Source organism: Rhodohalobacter halophilus (genome assembly GCF_001715195.1).
GTDB lineage: Bacteria > Bacteroidota > Rhodothermia > Balneolales > Balneolaceae > Rhodohalobacter > Rhodohalobacter halophilus.
Genome location: NZ_MDWE01000057.1, coordinates 1 through 26,801 on the forward strand (window position 1 = coordinate 1; position 26,801 = coordinate 26,801).

A 26,801-nucleotide genomic window follows, 5' to 3' on the forward strand; every position below is an offset into this window, starting at 1 on the left:
ATAGTTTATAATGACTTTCTATATTAATAACATTCCCGTTAGCTATTGTCAACGATTGATTTGTCGAATTTGTTAAGGGAGCAGCAGGAAAAATTGAATCGCTAACATAATGATTAAAACAACATGGATACCAAAATAAAAGCATGGTGGTTGGGACACTCCGCCTTTCGACTTGAATCTCCATCCGGAAAAGTAATCTACATCGACCCTTTTCTTTCGGGAAATCCAACCACACCCGATGATCAGAAAAATCCGGATGATGTAGATTACATTCTGCTCACCCACGGACATGAAGATCATGTGGGAGATACATTGGATATTGCCAAAAAAACCGGCTGTAAAGTGGTTGCACAGGTAGAACTGTCTCATTTGCTAAAAAAGCATGGGCTTGAAGAAGACCAGCGTGTTGAATTCAATAAGGGCGGAACCATCCATTTTGACGACTTTTCGGTAACACTTGTGGATGCGAATCACAGCTCTTCGTTTAAAGGTGAGTATGCAGGAGAAGCCGGCGGATTGATCATCTCCTTTGAAGATGACATCTGTTTCTACCATCTCGGAGATACGAATGTCTTTGGTGATTTAGAACTATACGGCGATATGTATCAGCCTCATGTCGTCGCTGTGCCCATCGGAGATTACTACACAATGGGTCCGCAGGAAGCTGCAATTTGTGTGGATATGCTGCAGCCAAAAATTGCTGTACCCATTCATTACGGTACATTCCCTGTGCTAACGGGTGATCCGGAAGAGTTTAAAGAGTTTGTTGCTGAGTACTCAGAGGCTGATGTTCAAATGCCCAAACCCGGAGATCAGTTTTTGGGTTAACTGGTAAAACCATCACTACTCAGTTCATATTTCCGGCAGATGGAAAATTCCTGAGATTTTCCATCTGCTATTTTTTTATTCAATAACTGACACATTTAAAGAGTATCTGCTCCTTTTTTATTTTCCGGCCCTCTCCCCCCGCCAATATTTAGATATTTCTATCCGGTTTAGTTAAAAGCACTGCACCCCATCTTTAAAAAGCATATACAGACACATTTTTTTCGGCTTCCATTTTTTGATATCAAAAGTTCAAGATTATCTGATTGTTATCATTTAAACACCGTTTATGGTGTAAAAAAGCGCTTTCAGAGAAGTCTGTATATGTAATGTATATCTTGAAATACTACCCTTCGGATGGCACTCTAATGTAGAGATCAGAAAACTCTGGCCTCCATCACACCACTCAAATACTGAGTGGCCAAAGTACAACAAATACGAAATTATGAAGCCGAAAATTACTCTACTCTTACTCGCACTTCTGGGTTTCACTCTGCTTTTTTCAACTACTCTTACTGCACAGACCTCTGGCGACAGGGTGGTTGTGGAAGAAAGCGAGGATGGATTCAGGTTATTGGTTAATGGGGAACCGATGATTGTTAATGGAATGAACTGGGACTACTTCCCCATCGGAACAAACCACTCATACAGCATATGGGATCAGTCACCCAATATTATTCGTCAGGCACTAGACAACGAGATGCAGCTGCTCCAGAATATGGGAGTCAATGCGATTCGGGTCTATACCGGAATCCCAAAACATTGGATTGAGTATATCTACGACAATTACGGGATCTATACCATGTTGAACCATGCATTTGGACGATATGGAGTTACCGTTAATGGTGTATGGATGGAGAACACAGAATACTCTGATGAACCTGTTGCCGAACTACTTCTATCAGAGGTAACCGAGCTGGCCAATGAATATAAAGGTACCAGAGGCCTTCTCCTCTATTTGTTGGGGAACGAAAATAATTATGGCCTCTTCTGGGGTGGAGCTGAAACTGAGGACATTCCTGTTGAAGACAGAATTTCTACGGAAAGAGCACGCCATATGTACAGACTTTTCAACGAGGCGGCGCTGGCCATGAAAGAAGTTGACCAAGACCGGCCGATTGCCATTGCCAATGGTGACCTGCTCTTTCTCGATCTTCTGGTTGAATACAGTCCCGACATCGATATTTTTGGAGCAAATGTGTATCGGGGCGTTTCATTCACAGATCTCTTTGATCGTGTAAAAAATGAATATAACAAACCACTGCTGTTTACGGAGTTTGGCGCAGATGCATTTAACGTAATTAAAAATGAAGAGGATCAAGCTTGCCAGGCATACTACAAGCATGGCAACTGGAGAGAGATCTATGAATAAGCTGCCGGATTAGGAAAAACAGGGATTTCTCTTGGCGGATTCACCTTTCAGTTTAGCGACGGCTGGTGGAAATATGGACAAACCGAAGATCTTGATATACAAAATACGGAAGCCTCGTGGGCTAATGGCGGATAAATGAGTGTGATTATGTTGAAGGTCAGAATAATATGAATGAAGAGTGGTTTGGAATAGCCGCTAAAGGCCCTACCAACAGCATGGGACTTTATGATCTATACCCGAGAGCCGCTTACTATGTATTGAAAGAAGCGCATGAATTTAACCCATACGCGCCGGGAACAACTGTAGAAGATGTGCAGGAGCATTTCAACAGCATCTCTATCTCGGAAGCTACCCTGCGAGCGAGAGGAGATAAAGCCGCCCTGCAAAGTGAAAGAAACAGCAAGATAAGGCTGAGCCGTTTTACAGCCAACTTCTCAACCTTTAATACCGGCGGAAGTCTGCTCACAACACCGGAGGAGGCGAACCCAAGAAATCAGGTTTATCCTGATCAGCTCGGTTTTGATCATATGCAATCCATTTACGTTGGAGTTGAAGCGAACCCTGTACCAAACGTCAGAGCCGAAGTTGAGTTCAATGTTCTGGGTAACGTAGCCGGTAACCCGATTGATGAAATCTTTTATGAAAATCGAGGGCGCTCCGTCGAACTGATGGGCAGAGATAAAAACATTACTGCAGAATCTCTAAACAGGGTTCAGCTTTACAGTGCTACATACGATTGGAATCATGAGTGGTTTAACCTGACAGGGTTTTACCGCACCGGTCACTACCACTGGGGATATGAAGGCGACTTCTTCGGTCTTTACCCGGAGGCAAACTACGGTGAGCAGATCGACATCTATAACGGTATTGCACCTTTCGGTTTTGAAATGGATGGGAAGAAAGAGCTGGAAGGTTTAACACTCGCATTTGGTCCTGAATTGTGGTGGGGAGCAAACCCAGCCGTGTTGGTGAAGTACAGCCGCTCCGTCGGGAATTACGATCTCATATGTTTAAAGGACCAAACTTAACCAGGTGATCAAAGATTGCATAGGTACGTTGTAATCTTTACTCTGAGCCTATTTAGTTGGAATCGAGCCAACCTGGTACTTCCAAAATCCGTCTAAGCACTGTTTACTCAGATGCACTCGGTCAGTGTGGTATTGCCCAGCCAAGCCAAGCGCTACATGCAATCGCGGGGGCTGCGCAGTAAAACCGACAAAATCGATGCCTACGGGCTGGCGCTGATGGGCGCCGAACGAAAGCTTTCGAAGTGGGCCGGGATTGACCGGTTTTGGCGCAACCTGAGACAGCTCACCCGCACGCGTGGGAGCTTAATGGAGCAGCGCACCCAACTCCGTAATCAAGTTCATGCCCTGTCCCATAGCGGACAACCGGGTGGAGAAGCTGAGCAAGCATTGCAAGAAGCTATAGGAGTCATTAGCACCCAAATTGATCGGCTCACCCAGCGTATCTATCAGCAGTTGCGCTCCCGAAAAGATCTGTGCGAACAGATTGCCCGCCTGAGGAGCATTCCCGGGATTGGGCTACTCACCATTGCCACGGTGCTGGCCGAAACCAATGGATTTGCCCGTTTTAGCTCCATTAGCCAGCTTATCAGCTATAGTGGCTATGATGTGGTGATCAAGGAATCCGGGAAGTGGTCCGGGAAACCCAAAATTTCCAAGCAGGGCTCTAAATATATTCGTCGTGCGATGTATATGCCGGCCGGAGTGATTGTTCGCAGAAAAAAAGGGCCCATGTACCAATTGTATCAAAGGCTGAAAAACAAACACGACATCAAAATGAAGGCACACGTGGCGGTGCAGAAAAAGCTACTAACCTATATGTACACGCTGTGGAATAACAGGCAACAGTATGATCCCCAGGTCATCAAAGATCAACAAGCCAAACATCAAAAAAAAGTAGCCCTGCCAAAAGACAAGGCTACAGTAGATACATCACATGCGAAAGCATCATGATGTTCTTTTATGACCACAAAATAAAAGTTTATCTTGATTTTTAACACAGTACCTGGCCGCACCATTTTTCTTGTAGACGAGTTTGATGGCGATAATCTCTACCTTTCATTTCGTGATGACAATGTTCAGGTCCTCACAGACGATTTTAAATACTTTTATAGTGAGGCAGATACAAGTTTTACCCAACAGCGAAGAGTTGATTATCAATCTGCACCGGAAAACCTGATGCCCTGGATTTATCGCTCGGCTGTACTGAACAACGAAATCGAATTTCTCCCACTCTACAACGGTTTTGCGTTCCGCTACTACAATCGTGAAACAAACGGAATTACAGGAAACCCAACTCTGCAGTTCAGACAGGTTGAAGCCTATAACAATGAAGAACGAATATCTTTCTTTGAGGGGGAGACGATTTCACACCGGTTAAATAACATCCGGGTCGAATATCTGGTCCCTAATCAGCAGGATATGCGGTATCAGTATCAGTTAAACAGCGGTGGAAACTGGAGTGCATGGTCGCCGGAGACCGGTTTAAACCTGATTAATCTCTCATACGGCAACTACACGCTGACCGTGAGGGCTATGAAACAAGGCGAGATTTACGATGAAACCACACTCTCCTTTCGTATAGCCCCGCCCTGGTATCACTCCTGGTATGCATATATAATGTATCTTCTTCTTGCAACCGGCCTGCTCTATCTGCTTTATCTCTGGCAGCAGTACACCCTCAGAAAACAGGAGAAAGAGCACCTATTAAATCAGCAACAGACGCTCCGACAACAAGCCGAAAAGCATCGTCGAAAAATTCTGAAGCTGGAGCAGGAGCGCCTTCAGGAAGATTACAATCAGCTTAAAGAGAAACTGAGAGAAAAAACCATTGAACTTGCCAACAAGACGAAGGAAAATGAGGACAAAAACCGGCTGATCGAAAAACTGAAAGGAAAACTGAAAACGTTTCAGAAAGAGGGCGACGTTCCAAAAACGAAATTAAAAGAGATCCAGAAGATGCTGGACTCCTACTCTACAGACGAAGACAACACGTTTGAAATCCAGATGGATCAGCTCCATCAGGATTTTTACCGGCGCATGATGGAAAATTTTCCTCAGTTATCCAGTAACGACCTGCGGCTCTGTGCTTACCTCAAACTGGGCTTCAACTCCAAAGAGATTGCCGAGTTCATGAATATCCAGCCTTCCAGTGTCTACATCAACCGGTCCAGGCTTCGCAAAAAGCTCGACCTGGATACCGAGCAGGATCTCCATGAGTTCTTAAACTCTATCTGATCGATATTAGGCATTCTTGACATTCAGGTCTGTTATACATACGCATTCAGAATAAAGAAAATCACCACTCCGGTCACTGAAACATAGAGCCATATCGGCAAGGTCCATTTCGACACTTTTCTATGCGTCGAAAATTTACCTGAGAAGGCAAAGTAGTAACTGGTTAAAACCAAAGGCACAACAAACGCCGACAGAATAATGTGAGATATCAATATAAAAAAGTAGACCGGCCGAATGATCCCTTCCCCCGGAAAGGGTGTATGCCCCACAAAATTGTGGTAAACCAGGTAGCTGATTAAGAAAAGGGAAGATGTTATAAATGCCGTAAGCATAAACTTCATGTGTTTCACAAACTCCCCCCTTTTTATTGCGGCAAACCCAAACAGAATGAGTACTGTGCTTGCACTGTTCAGCATGGCGTTCAGTGCCGGAAGATTTGCAACCCATGCAGCCGTTTCGTCTGCTGTCTCCCTGAAGTAGATCAACCATATTAAAAAGAGAAATGCCAGCCCGCTGATTAGCAGAATAGTAGCTATTGCCTTGGGTACACTGATGTTCTTGATAAATTCGACGGTAAGCTCATCGCTGTTGGGTTTATTCATGGTAATGATGTAGGTGAATCAAAATTTTTACTGTTGTTTAGCTCGCACAGAAAATACAAGATTCCTGATATAATTCTTCGAAAATCAGTTGTTATATATCTATTCTGAGAGTTTGAAAATTGAAATTCCCTAACACCTCATAACCTGATCAACATTCCTAAATAATACGGATGCATAGATTTTTCTTAATAAGATTGAATCATCCGATTAGCCCTTTTTACAGAAACCGTTAAGCAATCAAAAAAAGCGCTCTTTTTTTAAGCAATTTATAGAACTGTCTGCTATCTTTGTGAGCAATTGTTAAAAATGATGTTTACCGGGGACGATCTATTTAGAATCGTTTTAAATACTTCACAACAGCTCAGTTTGGGTATGCAGAATTTATAATTTTCGCTACCTTCATGGCTGATTTGACTTCGGTAATATTTCGAAAAAGAAATTGATAATTTTTCAGTAGATCTTATGGCTCAGATTTTTCCAAAATGGGCAGATGAAGCGCCCAAACGAATTCTTGTAGGTTCAATCATACTGTTAAATACGCTGGTATTCGGTATATGGTACTTCTTCTCCCCTGAGTTTACCGATGTTGGCTATGCTCCTGAACAGCCAGTTGAATTTTCTCATAAAGTACACGCAGGCCAGCTTGGGCTGGATTGTCAATACTGCCACACGCAGGTTGAAGAGTCCAGGCATGCTAATATCCCGGCTACTCAAACCTGTATGAACTGCCACAGTCAAATCAAAACTGATTCTGAACTCCTTCAGCCTGTACGTGACAGCTGGGAGTCCGGTGAACCAATTGAGTGGGTACGTGTTCACATGCTTCCCGATTACGCCTATTTTAATCACGCTGCACACGTAAATGTTGGCGTTGGCTGTGAGTCTTGTCACGGTCGAATAGACAGAATGGAGGTAGTTCATCAGGCTGAACCTTTAAGTATGGGCTGGTGTATTGATTGCCACAGAGAACCGGAAAAACATGTACGACCGGTATCGGAAGTAACTACAATGGGATATTCTGTAGACAACCAACTTGAACTTGGTCGTGAATTGGTAGCGAAGCATAATATCAATGCACCGACCTACTGCCAGAGTTGCCACTATTAATTGTTTGATCTAATTCAAACCCTGAGTTTCAATTTAATATTCTGTAAAGAATGAGTGATCAGTCAAATCAAACTACTTTCTGGAAAAGTTTAAACGAACTTGCCAAAAATAAAGAGTACAAGAAGTACGCTGAAAGGGAGTTTCCCGAAAACGCTACAGAAATGACCGACCAGGTCTCCCGCCGCAGCTTCTTAAGGGTGATGGGTGCTTCAATTGCGCTGGCAGGTTTTGCATCGTGCCGTAAACCGGTACAAAAGATTTTACCTTATAATAAACAACCCGAAGACCTGGTACTTGGTGAGCCAAATTTCTACGCCACAAGTATGCCATTTCAGGATACGGTTACCGGGCTGCTTGTTGAGAATAATGAAGGCCGCCCAACAAAACTGGAAGGGAATGATCAGCATCCCTCAAGCGGCGGAAGAACAAATATTTACAATCAAGCGGGTATTTTGAACATGTACGACCCGGACAGGTCGCGCGCACCCCGCAATAACGGTGAGCAGGTTTCAGCTTCTGACTTTGTTACCTTTGCCTCTGAGCATTTTGCTGACCGAAACCGCAGAATTCTCTTTATAAGTGAAGCAAACTCCTCTCCTACTTACAATCGGTTGAAAGAGAATGCACTTCAAACGTTTTCTAATGCAGAATGGGTAACCTACGAACCGTTTAATGAGGACAATGCCCTTGAAGGAACGAATATGGCATTTGGCCGTCGGCTCAGAACGGTAAACCATTATGACAAGGCCGATGTAGTGGTTGCACTGAATGATGACTTTATGAGCCCTTACGGCCATAAAAACAGTGTTGAAAATGCTTTTAAACTAACCGGGCGGCGCAAAGTTACCAGCACTGAAGACTCCATGTCGAGAATCTACTGTGTTGAAAACTCCTTTACATCCACCGGTTCCTATGCCGATCATCGGCTCCGTCTAAAAACTTCAGAAATTGAACCGTTCACTTATGCCCTGGCAGCTAAACTGTCTGAAAGCCTGAGTGGTCTATCCGCATTTAGTAATGTCAGCAATGTATTTACAAACCACGACTGGGTAAACCGATTAGCTGATGAGCTGATATCTAACGGCGGATCGTCCGTGGTAAGTATTGGATTTGACCACTCTGCTGCGGCCCATGCAGCGGTTGCAGCAATGAACCGCGTTCTGGGTAATGCAGGTGAAACCGTAACCTATCATGAAGTACCATTCTCAGACGATCGCCATCAAACAGAGGCGTTTATTGAGGCTGTTAGAAATCTCAACAGCGGCGCATACGATACGGTAGTACTGGTTGGAACAAATCCTGTGTTTACAGCCCCTGCAGACTTAAACTTTTCTGATGCCCTTTCTAATGCCGGTACAACAATTCATCTGTCTGATTATGTGGATGAAACGTCAAAAGCGTGTAACTGGCACGTGAACAGAGCTCATTTCCTCGAAGCTTGGGGGGATGGCTACTCTTACACGGGATACAGATCGGTTATTCAGCCACAAATTCAGCCGCTATTTGACGGATTCAGTGAAGTTGAGTTTCTGAACACGCTGCTTACCGGTGAAGCGAGCAACGGTTACGATCTGGTTCAAGATACATGGAGAAACTACTTCACTTCTGACTTTAATAGACAGTGGGAAACAGTTCTGCACGACGGAATTGATAAAACCACTTCCGGATTTGATGCAGTGAATGTATCACTTCAATCCGGTTTTGCTTCCAACATCAGACCGCACCTTTCTGCATCGCCGATAGATGGAATTGAAATTAACATCAAGCCGGATGCAACCCTGTTTGATGGTCGATTTGCAAATAACGGATGGCTGCAGGAGCTCCCTGAGCCGATGACAAAAATTACCTGGGACAATGTAGCATTGATGAGCCCAACTACTGCAGAGTCACTCGGTCTGCCACCGGAACAGAGTTTTAAATCGAATGATGTGCCAACAGTTCGGATTTCGGCCGGTGGTAATACGATTGAAATTGCCGCCTGGGTTCTACCCGGACACGCAGATGACTCCATCACTCTTACGGTAGGATACGGTCGCCAAAATGTTGGCCGTGTGGCTGACGGAGTTGGAGTAGACACCTACCCTCTCAGAACCAGCGAGGCGATGTACTATCAGTCCGCACAGGTTGAGAGAACAGGTTCGATGTATGAAATTGCCTGCGTTCAGGATCACAACAATATTGAAGGCCGCGACATGGTTCGTGAGGCAACTCTCGAAGAATATCGCGAAAACCCTGATTTTGCATCGTTTGAAAGCATTCATGGGTTTGCAGTTCCCGGCATGAAGGAAGCAAAAGAGAAAGGCGATGATCGCGGACCGGTTTCTCTCTTCAATGAGCAGTATGGACCGGATCACCAGCCGCAATGGGGAATGGCAATTGACCTGAATGCCTGCTTTGGTTGTGGAGTTTGTACCATCGCATGCCAGGCTGAGAATAATATTCCGGTTATCGGTAAGCGTGAAGTGGGCCGAAGACGAATTATGCACTGGATTAGAACTGACCGCTACTTCGAAGGCGATCGGGATAATCCTAAAGTGTACCACCAGCCGGTACCGTGTATGCATTGTGAGCTTGCACCTTGTGAGCAGGTTTGCCCGGTTGCAGCCACAACACACAGTGAAGACGGCATGAACCAGATGACCTACAACCGCTGTATCGGTACCCGATACTGTGCAAACAACTGTCCGTTCAAAGTTCGTCGATTCAACTTCTTTAACTATACCAAAGAGTATTTGACAACCGGCGACGATCCGGAAATCATCCAGATGGCAATGAACCCGGATGTAACGGTTCGGTTCAGAGGTGTTATCGAGAAGTGCTCTTACTGTGTTCAGCGTGTTAACAAGGCTAAAATTCAATCTAAGATTGATACTGGATCCAAAAAACCTGCTGACGGTTCAGTACAGACTGCCTGCCAGCAAGCTTGCCCTGCAAACGCTATTACATTTGGAGACTTAACAGATCAAAACAGTGTAGTATCACAGCACAAACAGAATGAAAGAAATTATGTGATGCTCGAAGAGATGAACGTTCGTCCAAGAACATCATATTTGGCAAAAATACGAAATACTAACTCAGAATTGGCTTAATAACCAGGATATTTAATCGCAACTGATTTAACATGAGTAAAACGTACGAATACGTTCCTGAACCCGCTCTTGTAAAGGGGAATCACGATTTTAAGAGTCTTACAGCGCTGATTACCGATATCAATATGCGTCCCACGCCTAAAGGGTGGTACATTGCATTTGGTATCTCCAATATTCTGCTGTTTGTACTTCTGTTCTCCATTGGATACCTCATTTGGGAAGGAACCGGAATTTGGGGATTGAACGCCCCCGCAGGATGGGGATGGGCTATTATTAACTTTGTATGGTGGGTTGGTATCGGTCACGCCGGAACCCTTATCTCCGCTATTCTTTTTCTTTTTAGGCAAGACTGGAGAACAGCCATTAACCGTTTTGCGGAGGCTATGACCATTTTTGCCGTAATGTGTGCGGGTATATTCCCGGCCATTCACGTGGGTCGTATCTGGGTAATTTACTGGGTGTTCCCACTGCCAAATCAGATGGCAATGTGGCCCAACTTCAACTCTCCACTGCTTTGGGACGTATTTGCAGTTTCAACTTACTTTACCGTTTCTCTTCTCTTTTGGTACGTTGGATTAGTACCTGATTTAGCTACGCTTAGAGATCGAGTAAAGAGCAAATTTGCCAAAATTGCCTACGGAACCTTTGCACTTGGCTGGAGAGGAAGTAACCGACACTGGTGGAATTACGAGAAATCGTACATGATTCTTGCCGGTTTAGCTACACCTCTGGTACTTTCCGTACACACCATTGTATCTTTTGACTTTGCCGTTTCACTGATTCCCGGATGGCACACAACCATTTTCCCTCCATACTTTGTTGCCGGTGCGGTATTCTCCGGTTTTGCAATGGTATTAACACTGATGATTATCGTTCGTAAAATCTATGGTCTGGAAGAGATTATGACCATCGATCACATCGAAAAAATGAACATCATTATTATGGTTACCGGCTCCATGGTTGGTTTTGCCTACCTGATGGAGTTTTTCATCGCATGGTATGGCGGTGTTGAGTATGAGAAAGCCATTTTTATTCTCAGGGCAACAGGACCGTATGCCTGGGCCTACTGGATTATGATTGCCTGTAATGTGATCTCACCACAGGTATTTTGGTCTAAGAAATTACGAAGAAATGTAGCATTTACATTTTTCATATCCATTGTAGTTAACATCGGAATGTGGTTTGAACGATTCGTAATTGCGGTTACATCGCTTTCAACCGACTTCCTTCCATCCTCGTGGGGATACTACTCTCCAACATTCTGGGATGTAATCACATACGTTGGAACATTTGGGTTATTCTTCACATTCTTCCTTCTCTTCCTCCGCTTCCTGCCAATGGTTGCAGTTGCCGAGTTGAAGGCAGTAATTCCACAAGCTGACCCACACAACTACGATGAAAACGGTGAGTTTAATCCACCAAAAGTTGAAATTCCTGAACCTGTAAAAGATTCTGCACAAAAAGGATAACGCGATGAGTAAATCAACGGACGAAAATAACATGTACGGCATACTCGCTGAGTTCAAGAATCCAAAACAACTCATCGATGCAGCCAAGAAAATCAACCAGAGTGGTTTTAAAAAGTACGATACATTCAGCCCCTTCCCTATTCACGGGATTGATAAGGCGATGAATCTTCCCAAATCGAAACTGGGCTGGATCGTTGTATCTCACGGACTTGTAGGTATGATTGGTGCTTTTTCCATGATCTATTTTATGATGGTGGCGGATTATCCACTCAATATCAGTGGTAAAACGCTGATGAATATCCCGGCATGGGTACCGGTTATTTTTGAACTGACTGTACTTTTATCGGCATTTGGGGCTGTATTTGGAATGTTTTTCCTAAACGGACTCCCACGGTTTAATCATCCGCTTTTTACATCCGAGAACTTCAAAAAAGCAACAGATGACGGGTTCTTTGTATGCATTGAGGCAGAAGATCCTCAATTTGACACAGACAAAGTTCAAACTCTGCTGAAAGAAGCCGGTGGAACTAATATCGAAGAAATTTACGACAACTAAGCCGAAACGGTTTAAATAGAAGTTTCAATTTAAATAGCAATTTACAGCAGCGCCTCTGCCATACGGCAAGACGTAGCGAGCTGCATCTGATTTTAATTTTAATTCGTTCAGCCAGATGAAATTAAACATAACCAGAATTTGTGCCCTACTGTTGATCTCTGTCATGATGATCTCATGCCGTGGTCAAAAATCTGAAAAACCACCGATTCACCCTCAGCAGAATATGGACTTTCAGGACAGATTTAATGCCCAGGAAGAAAATAGATTTTTTGCAGATGGACGTTCAATGCGCACTCCCGTGGAGGGAACTGTTGCTCGCGGACAACTTCGTCATGATACGGTTCTGTTTGAAGGTGTGGATGAAAACGGTGAATTTGTTGATGAGATTCCCTTTGAACTGACAGAATCATTCCTATACCGCGGGCAGGACAAATTTGAGGTTTACTGCCAGATGTGTCACGGCGGTACCGGTGATGGACAAGGAATTATTATGACAGGCGGTTACGGTTATGTGCCTGCACCTACCTTCCATCGGGAAGCCAGTTACAACATGCCGGATGGAGAGATCTATTCAGCAATTGCTAATGGAATTCGAAATATGCCTTCCTACGCTTCTCAAATAAAAGTTGAGGACCGTTGGGCTATCGTTGCTTATGTGAGAGCTTTGCAACGCAGCCAGAATGTGCAGGAATCAGAAATGGGACGGTATGATGTCGATTTAGCCCAGCTGCGTCAAGCAGATGCTGAACGTAGAGCTGCCGAAGAAGAACGGGCTGCACAAAGAGCTGCGGCTGCCGGCGAAGAGGAAGTCTCTGCCGAAAGAGGTCAACAACTTATTACGGCAAATGCATGTAACGCCTGCCACTCAGTTGATGGAACATCATTGGTTGGACCCACTTTTGAAGGACTTTACGGAGCAGAACGTAACTTCGCTGATGGATCTTCTACCGTAGCTGATGAAGAGTATATTCGGGAATCGATTGTAGAACCCGGAGCTAAAATTGTGGAAGGATATGACAATGTGATGGCTCCTTACGGTTATCTTTCCGACGGTGAAATTCAATCCATTATTGAGTACTTAAAAACACTTTCTGATAATTAACACTGAGCGTTAAAAAGAAATAAATTCATGGCTTCACACAGTCCAAACATAACTGATTCTGTTCAATTCCCGGCTCAAAAAGATCTGTCGAAGACCTTTTACGGCGTCGGTATCGTGGGACTCATTGCCAGTGCAGTGGGCTACTTTTTGGATGATTATCAGTTTTTCTTCTCATATCTGACCAGTTTTACTTACTTCACCTCATTTGCCCTGGCTGCACTGATCCTGGTGATGGTTCATCACATTACCAAATCATCCTGGGGCACCGTTATCAGAAGAATACCTGAGTCATTATTTTCTCGGCTTTGGCTTTGGGCGTTGTTCTTCATTCCAGTAATTCTTGGAATGAGCAACCTCTTTACTTGGACAAATACAGAATATGTAATGAACGACCCGATTCTGGCCGGTAAAACTGCCTACCTGAATGAGCCGTTTTTCATAATACGCCAGATCATCTATTTTGCTATTTGGGGATTTTTGGGTTATAAACTGCACAAAACATCCGTAGAGATGGATCGCACCAAAAATTGGGGATTAACCGCCCTGCTCCGAAAGTTCAGTGCGCCCGGAATACTTCTTTTTGCACTTACCGTAGCATTTGCAAGTTTTGACTGGCTGATGTCTCTCGACGCTCACTGGTTTTCAACCATGTTTGGTGTTTACTTTTTTGCAATGAGTTTCCAGGCACTGTTTCCGTTTATTCTTTTAATGGTTTTTTGGATGCATAAAAACGGAATACTGAAAGATGTGATTGGGAAAGCACATATCTACGATCTAGGAGCCTGGTTCTTCGGTTTTACGGTATTTTATGCATACATCGCATTTAGCCAGTTTCTGCTAATTTACTACGCTAACATACCTGAGGAGACACTCTGGTTTTACCACAGACTGGAAGGAAGCTGGGAGTTTATCACCTTTGCACTGCTTTTTGGACGTTTTGTCATTCCATTTATTCTTCTGCTCAACAGAGAGTCTAAGCACAACCATTTATTGCTTAAGATTACAGCCATTATGGTTATTGTTATGCACTTTATTGAGATCCACTGGATTGTAATGCCTACACTCCACCACCACGGAATGGCTATCAGTTGGCTTGATATTACCACACTTGTTGGATTGGGTGGAATTTTCATGGGTATGTTTTTCCAAACACTGAAGAGTTATAACCTGGTTCCGGTCAACGATCCATATCTTCAGGATTCACTGCACAAAGAGTATCATCATTAATCTATTTAATTGTCTTTTGTTATGAGTAACAGCTCAAAAAAGTTTACAGAAGAAGAAAAAGCAGCCATTGCTTTAAAAGCTGCATCCGGTGAAGCCGGTAAGATTCAGGAACTTGCACAAGAACACGGTGTTTCTGAAGAAGATATCAGAAACTGGATGCGCGAAACCGGTGTTACAGACGTTAGTGATGACGATGAAGACAGTGTGATCATTGATGTAACTGAAGAGTACGGTCGCTCGGTTGAGTTCGGAGCTTCTTATGACTTGCCAAATTACAGACGAATCGTTTTTTGGAGTGCTTTTGGTACCGGATTAGTTTTATTAATTGTTCTCTCTGTCTTTTATGTTCACAGCTATACAACAACTGTAGTAGCTGATCAATCAGCTCAGCAAAGCGAATTTTATGATATTCAGCAGATCCAGCAGCGAGATGCTGAAATTTTAAATAATTACGGCGTTGTTGACCCTGAAGAAGGAATTTATAGAATCCCAATTGATCAGGCTATCTCAGAGATCATTAATGAAAACAATTAGCAGTATAATTTTATGAAGAATGCACTGAGAATCGCAGCATGGATTTCAGTGTTTTTCATTTTTTCCACCATCTCGGTATCTGCTCAGTTAAATCAAGCAAAGCCGCAAATACTCGAAGAAATTGGTGTTGATGAAAAGCTCGGGGATACCATTCCCCTCGATCTGAAATTTGCCAACTCCGAAGGTGATTCAGTTCGCCTGGGTGATCTGATTGAAGAAGGAAAACCTGTTCTTTTAAATCCGCTTTATTACGAATGCCCTACCCTATGTATTCTGGTGTTGGACGCTGTATATAAAGTTGTGGAACAGTTGGCCTGGTCTCCCGGAGACGATTATACGATTATCTCATTTAGCATTGACCCGGAGGAAGGCCCAGAAGTTGCGACTCAAAACAAAGCATCCTATTTACGGTCACTCGACAGGCCACGGGCAGATGAAGGGTGGCACTTTCTAACAGGTAATGAAGAAGAAATTAAACAGTTAACAGACGCAATCGGGTTTCGATACAAATATGATGAGCAAACCGGTGAATATGTTCACCTTGCCAGTATCATGATGTTGAGCCCGGAAGGTGTCATTACCCGTTATCTATACGGTGCTACATTTAAAGAGTTTGATCTTCGGAATGCACTGTATGAAGCAGCCGAAGGTAATATTGGGTCTGCCATGGATAAGGTAATTATGTATTGCTTTACCTACGATCCCTCATCGCAAAGTTATGTACCCGTTGCGATGAACATTATGAAACTCGGTGGCTTGGCTACCGTGATTATTCTGGGTATATTTCTTGGAATTTTTTGGAGGCGCGAGCGCCGATCTACACAATCCTCAAAATCAATAACTGAAAATGAATAGACTTATTGAATATATGCTTCCACCGGCCAAAAGCACTCTGGCCGGAGAAACAGATGCATTGTTCGCTTTCATCAATATTTCCAGCTTTATATTTATTATCGGTATCACTCTTACGATGCTCTATTTTGCCTGGAGATATCGAAGAAAGTCGGACGATGATGTTACACCGGTAATTTCTCACAACAATATTCTCGAGATTACCTGGTCTGTTATCCCGCTTATTTTGGTCATCATTGTATTTAGCTGGGGCTATTCTACCTATATGAAAAAGATCTCCCCTCCATCTGATGCATATGAGGTACGTGTTGTTGGGAAAAGCTGGCTATGGGAATTTCACTACGACAATGGAAATGTAAGTGTTAACGAACTTCATGTTCCTGAAAATCGTCCGGTTAAGCTGATTATGAGCTCAGATGATGTCATTCACTCATTTTACGTGCCCGATTTTCGAGTAAAAATGGACGTTCTGCCCAACCGATACACTTCTGTATGGTTTGAAGCAACTGAGCAGGGAGAGTCTACCGTTTACTGTACAGAGTACTGCGGAACAGCTCACTCCAATATGCTTGCCACCGTTCATGTACATTCACAGGAAGATTTTGAAGATTGGCTGGAAACTTCCGGCGGCTCAGGTGAGGATCTCCCTCCTGTTGAACGCGGAGAGATGCTGGTACAACAAAATGCATGTATGACCTGTCATTCCACAGACGGATCCAGACTCACAGGGCCAACCTTCCAGGGAGCATGGGGATCAGATGTTCCGCTTGAAAACGGCGAAACCGTACAATTTGATGAGAATTATGTCCGTGAAAGTATTCTGGAACCGAATGCAAAAGTTCACCAAGGATTTCAGCCGGTAATGCCTTCATACGCCGGCACCCTGGACGACAGACAAATTGATGCAATTATCGAGTATATAAAAACCCTACAATAGATCATGGCTACATCCGAAGCATCCACTACTTATAAAAAAATTCAGGTACGGCGATATAAACCGGAAGAAAACCCTGAAAAGAATTATCTAAATGAGGAAAAAGGACTCTGGGCGTGGTTAACAACCGTTGACCATAAAAAAATTGGCCTGATGTACCTTGCCTCTATTGCTTTTTTCTTTCTGGTTGGCGGTATTTTAGCGCTGATTCTCAGAACTGAGCTATGGACCCCTGCCAGAAGCTTCCTTGATGCTGACCTTTACAATCAGGTCTTTACCCTGCATGGGGCAATAATGGTATTCTTCTTCCTTGTGCCATCCGTGCCAACGGTACTGGGTAACTTTGTATTGCCGCTTCAGCTTGGAGCCAAGGATGTAGCGTTCCCCCGACTGAACCTTGCAAGTTTTTATATCTATCTGATCGGTGCCCTTTTTACACTTACCGCTATTTTAACAGGAGGTGTGGATACAGGGTGGACCTTCTACACTCCATACAGTGCAACTACCGGCGGAAATGTGATTATGATGACTCTCGGGGTCTTTATACTCGGGTTCTCATCCATTTTAACGGGTGTAAACTTCATTGTAACGATTCATAAGCTTAGATCCCCCGGAATGACCTGGGCAAAGCTCCCGCTAAACCTGTGGGCACTCTACGCCACATCCATTATTCAGATACTTGCTACACCGGTGCTCGCCATTACGCTGTTGCTTCTCACCATGGAGCGCGCTTTGGGCATTGGTATTTTTGATCCGGCCCTTGGTGGTGACCCGGTACTTTACCAGCACTTCTTCTGGTTCTACTCCCACCCTGCCGTTTACATTATGATTGTGCCGGGCTTCGGAATTATCTCAGAGGTTGTATCAACCTTTTCAAAAAAGATCATTTTTGGGTACTGGGCGATTGCGCTCTCTTCTCTTGCTATTGCATTTATCGGTTTCCTCGTTTGGGGACACCACATGTTTACAGCGGGTCAGTCATCACTGGCAAACCTGGTATTCTCATTCCTAACCTTTATGGTTGGTATTCCAACGGGTATTAAAATATTCAACTGGGTCGCCACGATGTATAAAGGCTCCATTGATATGAAAACCCCCATGGTCTACGTGATGATCTTCCTGTTTCTCTTTATGATTGGAGGATTTACCGGAATTATGGTAGGTGCACTATCCGTAGACATACACCTTCACGATACATACTACGTAGTAGCTCACTTCCACTACGTAATGGTCGGCGGTATGGTTATGGCATTCCTTGGCGGAATTCACTACTGGTGGCCAAAAATGTTTGGCAAGATGTACAGCGAGCTTTGGGCTAAAATTGCTGCCGGTATCTTATTTATCGGATTTAACATGACCTTCCTCCCGCAGTTTATCATGGGATCACAGGGTATGCCACGAAGATATTTCAACTACCTGGAGCAGTTTCAGCCGTTTCACCAGACATCTACGGTTGGAGCCTACCTGATGGGTACCGGTTTCCTGATCGTAGCGATTTACCTGACTTACTCTTTGTTCAAAGGTAAAAAAGCCGGACCGAATCCTTGGGGCAGCCGGGCTCTTGAGTGGCAAACAGCTTCACCGCCGCCACTGCACAACTTTGAACATATTCCGGTCATCATAAATGGACCGTACGATTACCACAAGCCGATGTCCGAGTTTCAGCTTGGCGTAGCATCAAAGCATAACGGACACCACGCAGAAGAGACAGTGGACGTACCGGAATCAGCTCAAGAAAAAGCATAAACCTAACTAACGAAAAATCATGTCATCAACTTCTGCAACTGAGGAAAAAAGGCTGGATCACGTTCAGCATCATTTTGTTGACAGTGAACAGCAATTTGAATCTGCAAAAATGGGGATGTGGGTCTTTATCGTTACAGAGATCCTCATGTTTGGCGGGCTGTTTGTAGCCTACATCGTTTACCGTTCATGGTATCCTGAGCTCTACCTCGAAGCTTCAACACAGTTGAACGCTTTTTGGGGGATGGTCAACACCTTTGTACTAATTGGTAGTTCACTTACCGTGGCAATGGCTATCCGTTCAGCACAGCTGAATCAGATTAAAGGATTGATCTACAACCTTTACATCACCATTGGTCTTGCATTTACGTTTATGGTGATTAAATACTTCGAATACTCCGAGAAACTCGGCAAGGGTATTGCTCCCGGTGAGTACTACACCTACGATGGCCTTGAGCATGAAAAAGCAAACATCTTTTTCAGTATCTACTATATGATGACAGGGCTGCACGGGGTTCACGTAACCATTGGTATCGGGTTGATGATCTGGCTTGTTGTTAAAGCCAAAAAGAATGTGTTCCACAGCGAATACTACACCCCCGTTGAGATCACCGGACTCTACTGGCACCTTGTGGATATTATCTGGATTTTCCTTTTCCCATTACTCTACCTGATCGACTAACCGAAAAAAATTCTTTAACACCATGAGTGGACATCATATTTCATCAGCCAAATTTCTGTGGGGAATCGGAATCGCACTCTTTTTCCTCACATTTGTTACCGTAGCCGTTACATGGATTCAAATTCCTGAACCATGGAATATTGTCGTGGCTATCGGAATCGCAGTTGTAAAAGCTCTACTGGTAGTACTCTTCTTCATGAACCTCTACTGGGACAGCAAATTCAACTCACTTTTGTTTATCTTCTCGTTAATCTTTTTTGGATTAATGATTGGGATTACCCTGTTGGATACACTTTTCAGAAATGATCCAACCCCGTTATTCTGATCACTATTCAGACCAAATTCAAAAGCCGATTTCTTACGAGATCGGCTTTTTTTGTTTACATTACCTGAACTGAAATTAAACCCCTCAAGATTGATTTTATGAACAGTTTAACGATTGGAAACCTCGAACTCTACCCAATTGAAACCGGCCGGTTCAGGCTTGATGGCGGAGCAATGTTTGGCGTTGTTCCAAAAACACTCTGGAGCCGACTCATTCCGGCGGATGAGAAAAACAGAATCCCCATGGCCATGCGCTGCATGGTTGTGAAGTCCTCTGCAACAAACAGAGTCTATCTCATCGATAACGGCTGCGGAAATAAATTTGATAAGAAAATGGAGAAGATCTACTCATTGGATTATGAGCACAGCAATCTTATCAGTTCCCTGAAAAGCATTGATGTAGAGCCGGAAGAGATTACGGATATGGTGTTCACACATCTCCATTTTGATCACTCTGGCGGCACCACAGACTACGATGAAAACGGAGATCTTTACGAAGTTTTTCCAAATGCTCGCTATCACGTAAACCGCAGACACTGGCAAACTGCTATTCATCCAAACGACCGGGAAACGGCAAGCTTCTTTCCTGAAAACATCAACCCGATGAAGGAGAGCGGCCGGCTCATTCTCACCGAAGACAATCACACCTTCGAAGAAGGATTTGATACGCTCATTGCCGACGGACACACCGAAGGGCAGCAGTTGCCACGTTTTTCGGATGGAGGGCGAACCATCGTTTATGCTGCCGATCTTTTTCCCACATTTGCACATGTGCCTCTACCATGGGTGATGGGCTACGACATGAAACCATTACAAACACTTGAAGAGAAAAAAGTGTTTTTAAAACAGGCTGTTGAAAATGACTGGTATATTTTCCTTGAACACGACGCCAGCCATGAGATCATCACACTGAAGAAAAACGAAAAAGGAAAATATGAGATGGATCGAAGTCTTAAAATCTCTGAGATTGAATAAATCTCTATCAAAATCGTTAGTTGCTTGAATCTCATAAACCCTGTTGTAATTAAACTGAATGTCTGACTCCCCCCTTAATCCTGCGCATAAAAAAGCTGAGGAGCTGGTATCGCTTCTTAAGAGAGGGTATGCAAAGTTGGTCAGATTACACAACATTTCAGCTTTACTTATTGGTGGATCGGTTCTATTTGCCGGATTGGTTCTGCTCTTTCTTTCGGAACATTGGTTCTATCTCTCTGCCGAGTTTAAATCTGCTGCATTTTTACTCACTCTCCTCGCAGCATTTTTAGGCTGGAGACAATTCCGGACTCACTCAACACCAACCCCGTTCCACCTTTTTTACTCCGAATTCCTTGAATCCATTGCTGAACAAAAAGTTCAGAATGCAATTGATCTTCATCTCTATCCCGATCAAAATTCTGTCCTGTTCCGGGATGCGGCAATTCGAAAAAACCTGGAGCACACAGATACAGAAACGATCCGGAATCAATTGGAGAATTATCTTAAAGGGAAAAGTGTCTACAAAATATTTCAAAAATCTGCCCTGACTCTCTTACTCCTCTCTTCAATACTTGGCTCATTTCTATTTTTTGAGGGTCAATCTGCCCAGCGGGCACTAACGTTCTGGACAACCTACACTCAACCCAACCCGTTTGAATTTGTTGTTGCGCCCGGTGATACTCTTTTAGAGCAGGGAGCCCGGTTTACCCCCACTGTAATGTTTGATGGAGAGCAAATCCCAGAGCGCGTTCTTTTCTCTTTTAAAACAGATGTAGAAGACTCTTTTCGAAATTGGCCCATGCAAAAAAATGAAGAGGGAACGTTTACAACCAATCCGATTGAACTGACCGGAAATATCCGATATCGGATTGAAATGGATTCATTTTATAGTAATGAATTTAGTGTAGATGTTCGTGTACAACCCCGGTTTGATCATCTATTTGTCGAAGTAACTCCCCCCGAATACACCCGACTCGAAAACACGCGTATTGAGTATCCATATTCTGATATTTCATTCTATCCGGGTTCAGAAATCACGTTTTCGGGAAAGAGTAACAAACCGATCGAGCAGATATACATTTCATTCAGAAATGAACAGGAAATCATTGAATCTATTTCATCTGACTCCTCTTTTACCTATTCGATCCGGCCGGAGCGGACCGACACCCTGACATTCCGGATGATTGATTCCGATGGAATTGAAAATCGAAATCCATACCGAACTATTTTAAAACTTACAGAAGATCGTATTCCATCCGTCACCATTCTGGAACCGGTTGGAACAGTTCACAGCTCCGGTCCGGATGAACTACCCATTCAATACCGGGTTACAGATGATTTTGGCTTAACCAGGGCCGAACTTCACTGGAGTTTACAACGTGCATTTGTAGATAAACCGATTCAGAATCGGGTTAACTTGTCATCCCCCGGAAATGGGTATACAGAACGCTATAACTGGAATTTAAGTGATCTTGAGCTCCGCCCCCGCGATCGAGTTGAGTTTAAAATTGTTGCCTGGGATAACGATACCGTTTCAGGTCCTAAGTACGGAGAATCCAATACTGTTACACTGATTGTACCCTCACTTGCAGAAAGCTTTGAGGAACTTGACCGCAGGGAACGGGATATCCAGGGAGATATGGATGAGATCTCTGAAAACTTTCAAAACATGGAGAGGGAGTATCAGGAATTTTTGGAGAGACTTCGTCAAAATCCGGAAGGGGGATTTGAAGAGGAGCAGATTCTGGAGGAGATCAGAGAGCAGCAGTCTGATATTGATGAAGCTGTTCAACAGATGAATGATCGGTTTGAACAGCTCCGAAATGAAACGATGAGTAATGATAACATATCGGAAGAGACTCAGAAAGCTTACCGGGAGCTCCAACAGTTAATGAGAGAGCTGGATGATCCTGCGCTTCGCGAAGCTATGGAGGAACTTCAGAATGCACTACAGAATATGTCTCCTGAGGAGATTGAGCAGGCGCTCGAAAATGTAAGCTTTAATGAAAATCTTTATCGTGAACGACTGGAACGAACTGTTGAGCTCTTTAAACAGCTTAAAATGAACAGTGATCTGGATAAATTGGCCAGGCAGTACGAAGATCTTTCCGAAAGATTGAGTCCGGATGAAGAGGCCAACCCCGGTGAGCTGCTCAATGAGTTGCAAAACAGTTCAGATGATCTGGAGTCGATTTCTGAACAGCTTGAAAACCTCGATCAGAATCCACCGAGAAATGCACGAGAGCGTTTACAGCAGTTGAAAGAGCAGGCTCAGGATCGACTCAATGAAACAACGGATAAACTTGATGATCTCGAAAGTCAGGTTTCCGATCAAATGGAACGGGGTGAACAGCAGACAGATGAACAAACCCGGCAAGATCAGCAGGAAATTTCCCGGCAATTAAAGGAACAGTCTGAGGAGTTCAGAGCCGCAAGAAGTCAAATGAGCGGCCAACAGATCCAGGTGAATATTTTAGCTCTGCAACATGCACTGTATACACTTCTGGAGCTGTCTGATTCCCAGGAGTACATCACCATCAATACCGGAGAAACACGAAGCCGAAGCCAGGGTTATGTTGACTTAGCCCGAAACCAGAAAATAGTTGCCGATCAATTTTCTATAACTGCTGACACACTTTTTAAGGTTTCGTCGGAACTGCCCGGAGTTCCCAATCAAATAAACCGAAAAAAGGCTGAAGTTGAACGAAGTTTAAATAATTCGCTGGATGAAATGGTGGAACGTAATCAGCGAAATGCATCCATCGCCTCCCGGGAGGCTTTTGCCGGAATTAATGATCTTGCTTCCATGCTTGCCTCACTCATCGATCAACTGATGGATCAACAGGGAGGGTCCGGTAGCGGAATGAGTATGCAGCAGATGATAGAGCAGCTTCAAAATATGTCGGGAGATCAACAGCAGCTCAATCAACAGCTTCAGGAACTCATCAACGATATGCAGGGAGATCGATTGAGCCAGGAACAGGCAGAGCGACTGGATCAGTTAGCCCGGCAGCAAAATGAGATACGCAGACAGCTTAGAGAACTTCAGCAGAGAGGTGAATTGGATTCCGGCGATCGAGCTCTCAGTGAAATAGAGAGAATGATTGAAGAGATGGAAGAATCAATCAATGATATGAGAGGGGGCATTACCGATCCGATTATGAATCAGCGCCAGCAAAACATCCTTTCGCGAATGCTCGATGCCGAACAGGCTCTACAGCAGCGTGGTGAGACGGATGAACGGGAAGGAACAGCTTCTTCAGAATATGACCGGACTCTCCCACCGGAGATGACCATTGAAGAGCTTGAACAGGAGATTCGAACCCGTTTGCAGGACCCAAACTTTACTCCTTTTTCAGAAACATTCCAGAGACTTATTGAGCGTTATTTTGAACAGCTCCGAAGATTTGAACAGCAGTCCGTTCAACCGGATTGATAACAAACATATTTTTACATAAATCGCTATTGCAGAGTAAGTTATCCCTTATTTATTTCCCCAAAATCTTATCATATTCAGGCAGTAAACAGAATCTGCAAATTTTTGATATTCAATTTCAGATTTATCCCAATCATCAACGAAGAAAACTCTGCACCTATGAAGAAATATCTGCTACTATCATTACTTTTTATTTTTACGATTCCTCAACTCAGTCAGTCACAGTCTATCCACAACCCAACCGTTGACCTGGAGATTGTAGACAAGATCATGGAAGAGGGAATAGAGCGATCTCAGGTTATGGAGATTGCAAGCTGGCTGACCGATGTGTATGGGCCGCGATTGACCAACTCTCCTCAAATGAGGAATGCGAATGAGTACACCAAGCGAGCTCTCGAGGAGATGGGACTGGAAAATTCATACCTGCACCGATGGGGACCATTCGGTAAGGGTTGGGAGCTCAATCGTTTTGCAATGCATGCAAATTCACCGTACAGTTACTTCCCCGTAACAGCCTACCCCAAAGCATGGTCACCCGGACACAACGGACCGGTTGAAGGAGATGTGGTATTCCTAAATGTTGATAGTGTTGAAGACCTGGAGCAATACCGGGGTACATTAAGCAATAAGTTTGTGATGCTGGATGAGCCGCAGGAATCTGAACCGAGCTGGGATCCGATCGCGTCACGTGTTTCAGACGAACGGCTGCTGGATCTGGCCAATGCCGCGCCGGAGGTAAGAACCCGCGAGCAGAATCAGCGACAGCCAAATCCTGAGGCTGCTGCCCGTGCGGAGCTGCAATACGAAATCATGAAATTATTGTGGGAAGAGAAACCTCTTGCCATTCTCGACTACGGTTACCGTGGCTGGTACGGGCAGATTGCAGTAAGTGCCGCATCTGTACCGGCTGAACCCGGAACCCCTTGGGGAGAACGCCCGAGAGTTTGGGATGCTGACGTAACAGATGTTGTTCCCCAAATTTCTTTGATGCGTGAGCATTACGGACGCATCTACCGTATGCTGGAGAAAGATGTACCGGTGCAAATTGAACTCGATATGCAGGTCTCCTTCTACGACGATGATCTCTACGGATATAACACCATTGCAGAAATACCGGGAACGGATCCCGAGCTGAAGGATGAAGTTGTCATTCTCGGTGCTCACCTCGACTCCTGGCATGCATCAACCGGAGCAGCAGACAATGCCTCCGGATCGGCTGTGATGATGGAAGCTGTTCGAATTTTAAAAGAGATTGGTGTTCAGCCACGCAGAACTATTCGCATCGCACTTTGGGACGGTGAAGAACAGGGACTGCACGGTTCACGAGAGTATGTAGCCGATCATTTTGCCGAAGCAGGCGGCAGCTGGAATCAGTCCGGAGAAATGGAAAAGAAAGATGATTACGACAATTTTTCCGCCTACTACAATATCGATAACGGAACCGGCCAGATTCGCGGAATCTATCTTCAACAGAATGAAGACGTAAGGTATCTTTTCAGAACATGGCTCAAGCCATTTGAAGAGTGGGATGCTAATACGGTAACGTACAACAATACCGGCTCAACAGATCACATCGCATTTGATCGTGTTGGGTTGCCCGGTTTCCAGTTTATTCAGGATCCAATCGAGTACTTTACAATGACACATCACTCCAACATGGACTACTACGAGCGTCTGGTTGAACAGGATCTTCAGCGAACTGCCGTTATTGTGGCAACATTTGTTTATCACACAGCGATGCTGGATGAAAAACTCCCTCGCAAATAGATCTATTTTTTCACACATAAAGAAGTCTTCCGTGATCACTCGCGGGAGACTTTTTTTATGATGTAAACTTTGCCCCTCTCCCAACTCTTTCGCATCTTCAAAGCTGAACTCAACAGCCGTTCTTAATCGATTTCATTTTTGATATGAGTAACAAAGACAAACTCTCCGTAGATGACATCATTGATTTCTTGAAACAGGAAAGAGAAGTGTATGGCGCATTTTCAGTATCGGAGAATCGTACTCCGGATTTGGAAACCGATCAACCTTCATCAAAGGGGCAGAACTCAACGGATGAAAATGACCTAAAACCGTTAACTATTTTGGAGAAGATTGATCGATGTAAATCGCTGGAAGAACTGAAAAATTTAAGTTCTGAGGCTGAGGAGTTAAAAACTGATCTCGCTGGCACAAATCTCGTCTTTGGAGTAGGCAACCCGAATGCTGATCTGATGCTGATTGGTGAAGCGCCCGGTGAACAGGAAGATAAACAGGGTGAACCGTTTGTGGGTGCCGCAGGCCAGCTTCTGAACAAAATTCTGGCGGCAATCAATTTTGACCGAAAAGATGTTTACATCGCAAATATTCTGAAACATCGCCCCCCTAACAATCGAAACCCTGAACCGGAAGAGGTTAACCGAAGCCTCCCCTTTTTAAAAAAGCAGATTGAGCTGATTGATCCGAAAATCATACTGTGTCTGGGAAAGGTTTCCGGACAAACTATGCTAAACAGCTCTAACACTCTTGGCAATATGAGAGGTAAGTTTCATAAGTTTGGCGATCGTGAACTCTATGTCACCTATCATCCGGCAGCACTTTTACGAAATCAGCAGTGGAAACGACCAACCTGGGAAGATGTACAAGAGGTTCGTAAACGTTATGATAAACTGAACGGTAAACCCTAACGGAAGACTTTACAAAACCAATAATTCAGCAATTTTTAAT

22 protein-coding genes are annotated in these 26,801 nt (G+C 44.1%); 21 read left to right on the forward strand and 1 reads right to left on the reverse strand.

Translation table 11 applies throughout. The annotated features are described in order from the left end of the window. Positions 1-123: 123 nt before the first annotated feature. The 5 genes from BG260_RS12625 (at position 124) to BG260_RS12645 (ending at position 5,460) form a co-directional block, all read left to right on the forward strand. A complete protein-coding gene (locus BG260_RS12625) occupies positions 124-828 on the forward strand; it encodes a metal-dependent hydrolase (protein ID WP_069133259.1) in 705 nt (234 codons plus the stop codon). Between the two features lie 442 nt (positions 829-1,270). Beyond that, positions 1,271-2,197, forward strand: a complete 927-nt coding sequence (locus tag BG260_RS12630) for a glycoside hydrolase family 2 TIM barrel-domain containing protein (protein WP_069133261.1) — start codon at positions 1,271-1,273, stop codon at positions 2,195-2,197. 167 nt (positions 2,198-2,364) lie between these two features. Next, a complete protein-coding gene (locus BG260_RS14205; RefSeq protein WP_069133263.1) occupies positions 2,365-3,225 on the forward strand; it encodes a hypothetical protein in 861 nt (286 codons plus the stop codon). A 111-nt stretch (positions 3,226-3,336) separates the two neighbouring features. Beyond that, positions 3,337-4,176: a transposase gene (locus tag BG260_RS12640; RefSeq protein ID WP_069133265.1), complete on the forward strand. Its 840-nt coding sequence runs from the start codon at positions 3,337-3,339 to the stop codon at positions 4,174-4,176. A 33-nt stretch (positions 4,177-4,209) separates the two neighbouring features. Further along, a complete protein-coding gene (locus tag BG260_RS12645; RefSeq protein WP_069133267.1) occupies positions 4,210-5,460 on the forward strand; it encodes a helix-turn-helix transcriptional regulator in 1,251 nt (416 codons plus the stop codon). 32 nt (positions 5,461-5,492) lie between these two features. On the opposite strand, the gene BG260_RS12650 is transcribed toward BG260_RS12645, so the two are convergent. Continuing rightward, entirely contained in the window at positions 5,493-6,062 is a 570-nt protein-coding gene (locus BG260_RS12650) for a DUF420 domain-containing protein (RefSeq protein WP_069133269.1), read from the reverse strand. Positions 6,063-6,524: 462 nt separating this feature from the next. Here BG260_RS12650 and BG260_RS12655 point away from each other — a divergent pair, with 462 nt between their 5' ends. From BG260_RS12655 to BG260_RS12730, 16 genes are all read left to right on the forward strand, one after another. Next, complete coding sequence (locus tag BG260_RS12655) at positions 6,525-7,169, forward strand: cytochrome c3 family protein (RefSeq protein ID WP_069133271.1); 645 nt, start codon at positions 6,525-6,527, stop codon at positions 7,167-7,169. Between the two features lie 50 nt (positions 7,170-7,219). Continuing rightward, complete coding sequence (locus BG260_RS12660; protein WP_069133273.1) at positions 7,220-10,258, forward strand: TAT-variant-translocated molybdopterin oxidoreductase; 3,039 nt, start codon at positions 7,220-7,222, stop codon at positions 10,256-10,258. Between the two features lie 32 nt (positions 10,259-10,290). Next, positions 10,291-11,727, forward strand: a complete 1,437-nt coding sequence (gene nrfD, locus BG260_RS12665; RefSeq protein WP_069133275.1) for an NrfD/PsrC family molybdoenzyme membrane anchor subunit — start codon at positions 10,291-10,293, stop codon at positions 11,725-11,727. Between the two features lie 4 nt (positions 11,728-11,731). Continuing rightward, positions 11,732-12,283 (forward strand): DUF3341 domain-containing protein, encoded by a 552-nt coding sequence (locus tag BG260_RS12670; protein ID WP_069133277.1) that lies wholly within the window; start codon positions 11,732-11,734, stop codon positions 12,281-12,283. A gap of 115 nt (positions 12,284-12,398) precedes the next feature. Beyond that, the gene (locus BG260_RS12675; RefSeq protein ID WP_069133279.1) at positions 12,399-13,385 is read left to right on the forward strand and encodes a c-type cytochrome; all 987 of its coding nucleotides are present in this window, start codon (positions 12,399-12,401) and stop codon (positions 13,383-13,385) included. Positions 13,386-13,412: 27 nt separating this feature from the next. Beyond that, on the forward strand, positions 13,413-14,612 hold the full coding sequence (locus tag BG260_RS12680) for a hypothetical protein (protein ID WP_069133281.1): 1,200 nt from the start codon (positions 13,413-13,415) through the stop codon (positions 14,610-14,612). A gap of 21 nt (positions 14,613-14,633) precedes the next feature. Further along, entirely contained in the window at positions 14,634-15,146 is a 513-nt protein-coding gene (locus BG260_RS12685) for a transposase (protein ID WP_069133283.1), read from the forward strand. Positions 15,147-15,158: 12 nt separating this feature from the next. Beyond that, a complete protein-coding gene (locus BG260_RS12690) occupies positions 15,159-16,001 on the forward strand; it encodes an SCO family protein (RefSeq protein ID WP_069133286.1) in 843 nt (280 codons plus the stop codon). Further along, positions 15,994-16,935 carry a cytochrome c oxidase subunit II gene (gene coxB, locus BG260_RS12695; RefSeq protein ID WP_069133288.1) on the forward strand — a complete coding sequence of 314 codons (942 nt, stop codon included), beginning with the start codon at positions 15,994-15,996 and terminating at the stop codon, positions 16,933-16,935. Before BG260_RS12690 ends, coxB begins: the two co-directional genes overlap by 8 nt. Before the next feature lie 3 nt (positions 16,936-16,938). Then, complete coding sequence (ctaD, locus tag BG260_RS12700; RefSeq protein WP_069133290.1) at positions 16,939-18,678, forward strand: cytochrome c oxidase subunit I; 1,740 nt, start codon at positions 16,939-16,941, stop codon at positions 18,676-18,678. Positions 18,679-18,697: 19 nt separating this feature from the next. Continuing rightward, positions 18,698-19,357: a cytochrome c oxidase subunit 3 family protein gene (locus tag BG260_RS12705; RefSeq protein WP_069133292.1), complete on the forward strand. Its 660-nt coding sequence runs from the start codon at positions 18,698-18,700 to the stop codon at positions 19,355-19,357. Between the two features lie 22 nt (positions 19,358-19,379). After that, positions 19,380-19,682, forward strand: coding sequence for a cytochrome C oxidase subunit IV family protein (locus BG260_RS12710; protein ID WP_069133294.1), 303 nt, complete (start codon positions 19,380-19,382; stop codon positions 19,680-19,682). A gap of 98 nt (positions 19,683-19,780) precedes the next feature. Next, positions 19,781-20,656: an MBL fold metallo-hydrolase gene (locus BG260_RS12715; protein WP_069133296.1), complete on the forward strand. Its 876-nt coding sequence runs from the start codon at positions 19,781-19,783 to the stop codon at positions 20,654-20,656. A 58-nt stretch (positions 20,657-20,714) separates the two neighbouring features. Beyond that, positions 20,715-24,092, forward strand: coding sequence for a DUF4175 family protein (locus BG260_RS12720; RefSeq protein ID WP_069133298.1), 3,378 nt, complete (start codon positions 20,715-20,717; stop codon positions 24,090-24,092). A gap of 159 nt (positions 24,093-24,251) precedes the next feature. Next, complete coding sequence (locus tag BG260_RS12725) at positions 24,252-25,859, forward strand: M20/M25/M40 family metallo-hydrolase (RefSeq protein ID WP_069133300.1); 1,608 nt, start codon at positions 24,252-24,254, stop codon at positions 25,857-25,859. A gap of 143 nt (positions 25,860-26,002) precedes the next feature. Continuing rightward, positions 26,003-26,761 (forward strand): uracil-DNA glycosylase, encoded by a 759-nt coding sequence (locus BG260_RS12730; protein ID WP_069133302.1) that lies wholly within the window; start codon positions 26,003-26,005, stop codon positions 26,759-26,761. Positions 26,762-26,801 lie beyond the last annotated feature (40 nt).

Coding starts and splice junctions, on each gene's coding strand:
- BG260_RS12625 (WP_069133259.1), top strand. CDS start 124: ATGGATACCAAAATAAAAGCATGGTGGTTGGGACACTCCGCCTTTCGA.
- BG260_RS12630 (WP_069133261.1), top strand. CDS start 1,271: ATGAAGCCGAAAATTACTCTACTCTTACTCGCACTTCTGGGTTTCACT.
- BG260_RS14205 (WP_069133263.1), top strand. CDS start 2,365: ATGAATGAAGAGTGGTTTGGAATAGCCGCTAAAGGCCCTACCAACAGC.
- BG260_RS12640 (WP_069133265.1), top strand. CDS start 3,337: ATGCACTCGGTCAGTGTGGTATTGCCCAGCCAAGCCAAGCGCTACATG.
- BG260_RS12650 (WP_069133269.1), bottom strand. CDS start 6,062: ATGAATAAACCCAACAGCGATGAGCTTACCGTCGAATTTATCAAGAAC.
- BG260_RS12655 (WP_069133271.1), top strand. CDS start 6,525: ATGGCTCAGATTTTTCCAAAATGGGCAGATGAAGCGCCCAAACGAATT.
- BG260_RS12660 (WP_069133273.1), top strand. CDS start 7,220: ATGAGTGATCAGTCAAATCAAACTACTTTCTGGAAAAGTTTAAACGAA.
- nrfD (WP_069133275.1), top strand. CDS start 10,291: ATGAGTAAAACGTACGAATACGTTCCTGAACCCGCTCTTGTAAAGGGG.
- BG260_RS12670 (WP_069133277.1), top strand. CDS start 11,732: ATGAGTAAATCAACGGACGAAAATAACATGTACGGCATACTCGCTGAG.
- BG260_RS12675 (WP_069133279.1), top strand. CDS start 12,399: ATGAAATTAAACATAACCAGAATTTGTGCCCTACTGTTGATCTCTGTC.
- BG260_RS12680 (WP_069133281.1), top strand. CDS start 13,413: ATGGCTTCACACAGTCCAAACATAACTGATTCTGTTCAATTCCCGGCT.
- BG260_RS12685 (WP_069133283.1), top strand. CDS start 14,634: ATGAGTAACAGCTCAAAAAAGTTTACAGAAGAAGAAAAAGCAGCCATT.
- BG260_RS12690 (WP_069133286.1), top strand. CDS start 15,159: ATGAAGAATGCACTGAGAATCGCAGCATGGATTTCAGTGTTTTTCATT.
- coxB (WP_069133288.1), top strand. CDS start 15,994: ATGAATAGACTTATTGAATATATGCTTCCACCGGCCAAAAGCACTCTG.
- ctaD (WP_069133290.1), top strand. CDS start 16,939: ATGGCTACATCCGAAGCATCCACTACTTATAAAAAAATTCAGGTACGG.
- BG260_RS12705 (WP_069133292.1), top strand. CDS start 18,698: ATGTCATCAACTTCTGCAACTGAGGAAAAAAGGCTGGATCACGTTCAG.
- BG260_RS12710 (WP_069133294.1), top strand. CDS start 19,380: ATGAGTGGACATCATATTTCATCAGCCAAATTTCTGTGGGGAATCGGA.
- BG260_RS12715 (WP_069133296.1), top strand. CDS start 19,781: ATGAACAGTTTAACGATTGGAAACCTCGAACTCTACCCAATTGAAACC.
- BG260_RS12720 (WP_069133298.1), top strand. CDS start 20,715: ATGTCTGACTCCCCCCTTAATCCTGCGCATAAAAAAGCTGAGGAGCTG.
- BG260_RS12725 (WP_069133300.1), top strand. CDS start 24,252: ATGAAGAAATATCTGCTACTATCATTACTTTTTATTTTTACGATTCCT.
- BG260_RS12730 (WP_069133302.1), top strand. CDS start 26,003: ATGAGTAACAAAGACAAACTCTCCGTAGATGACATCATTGATTTCTTG.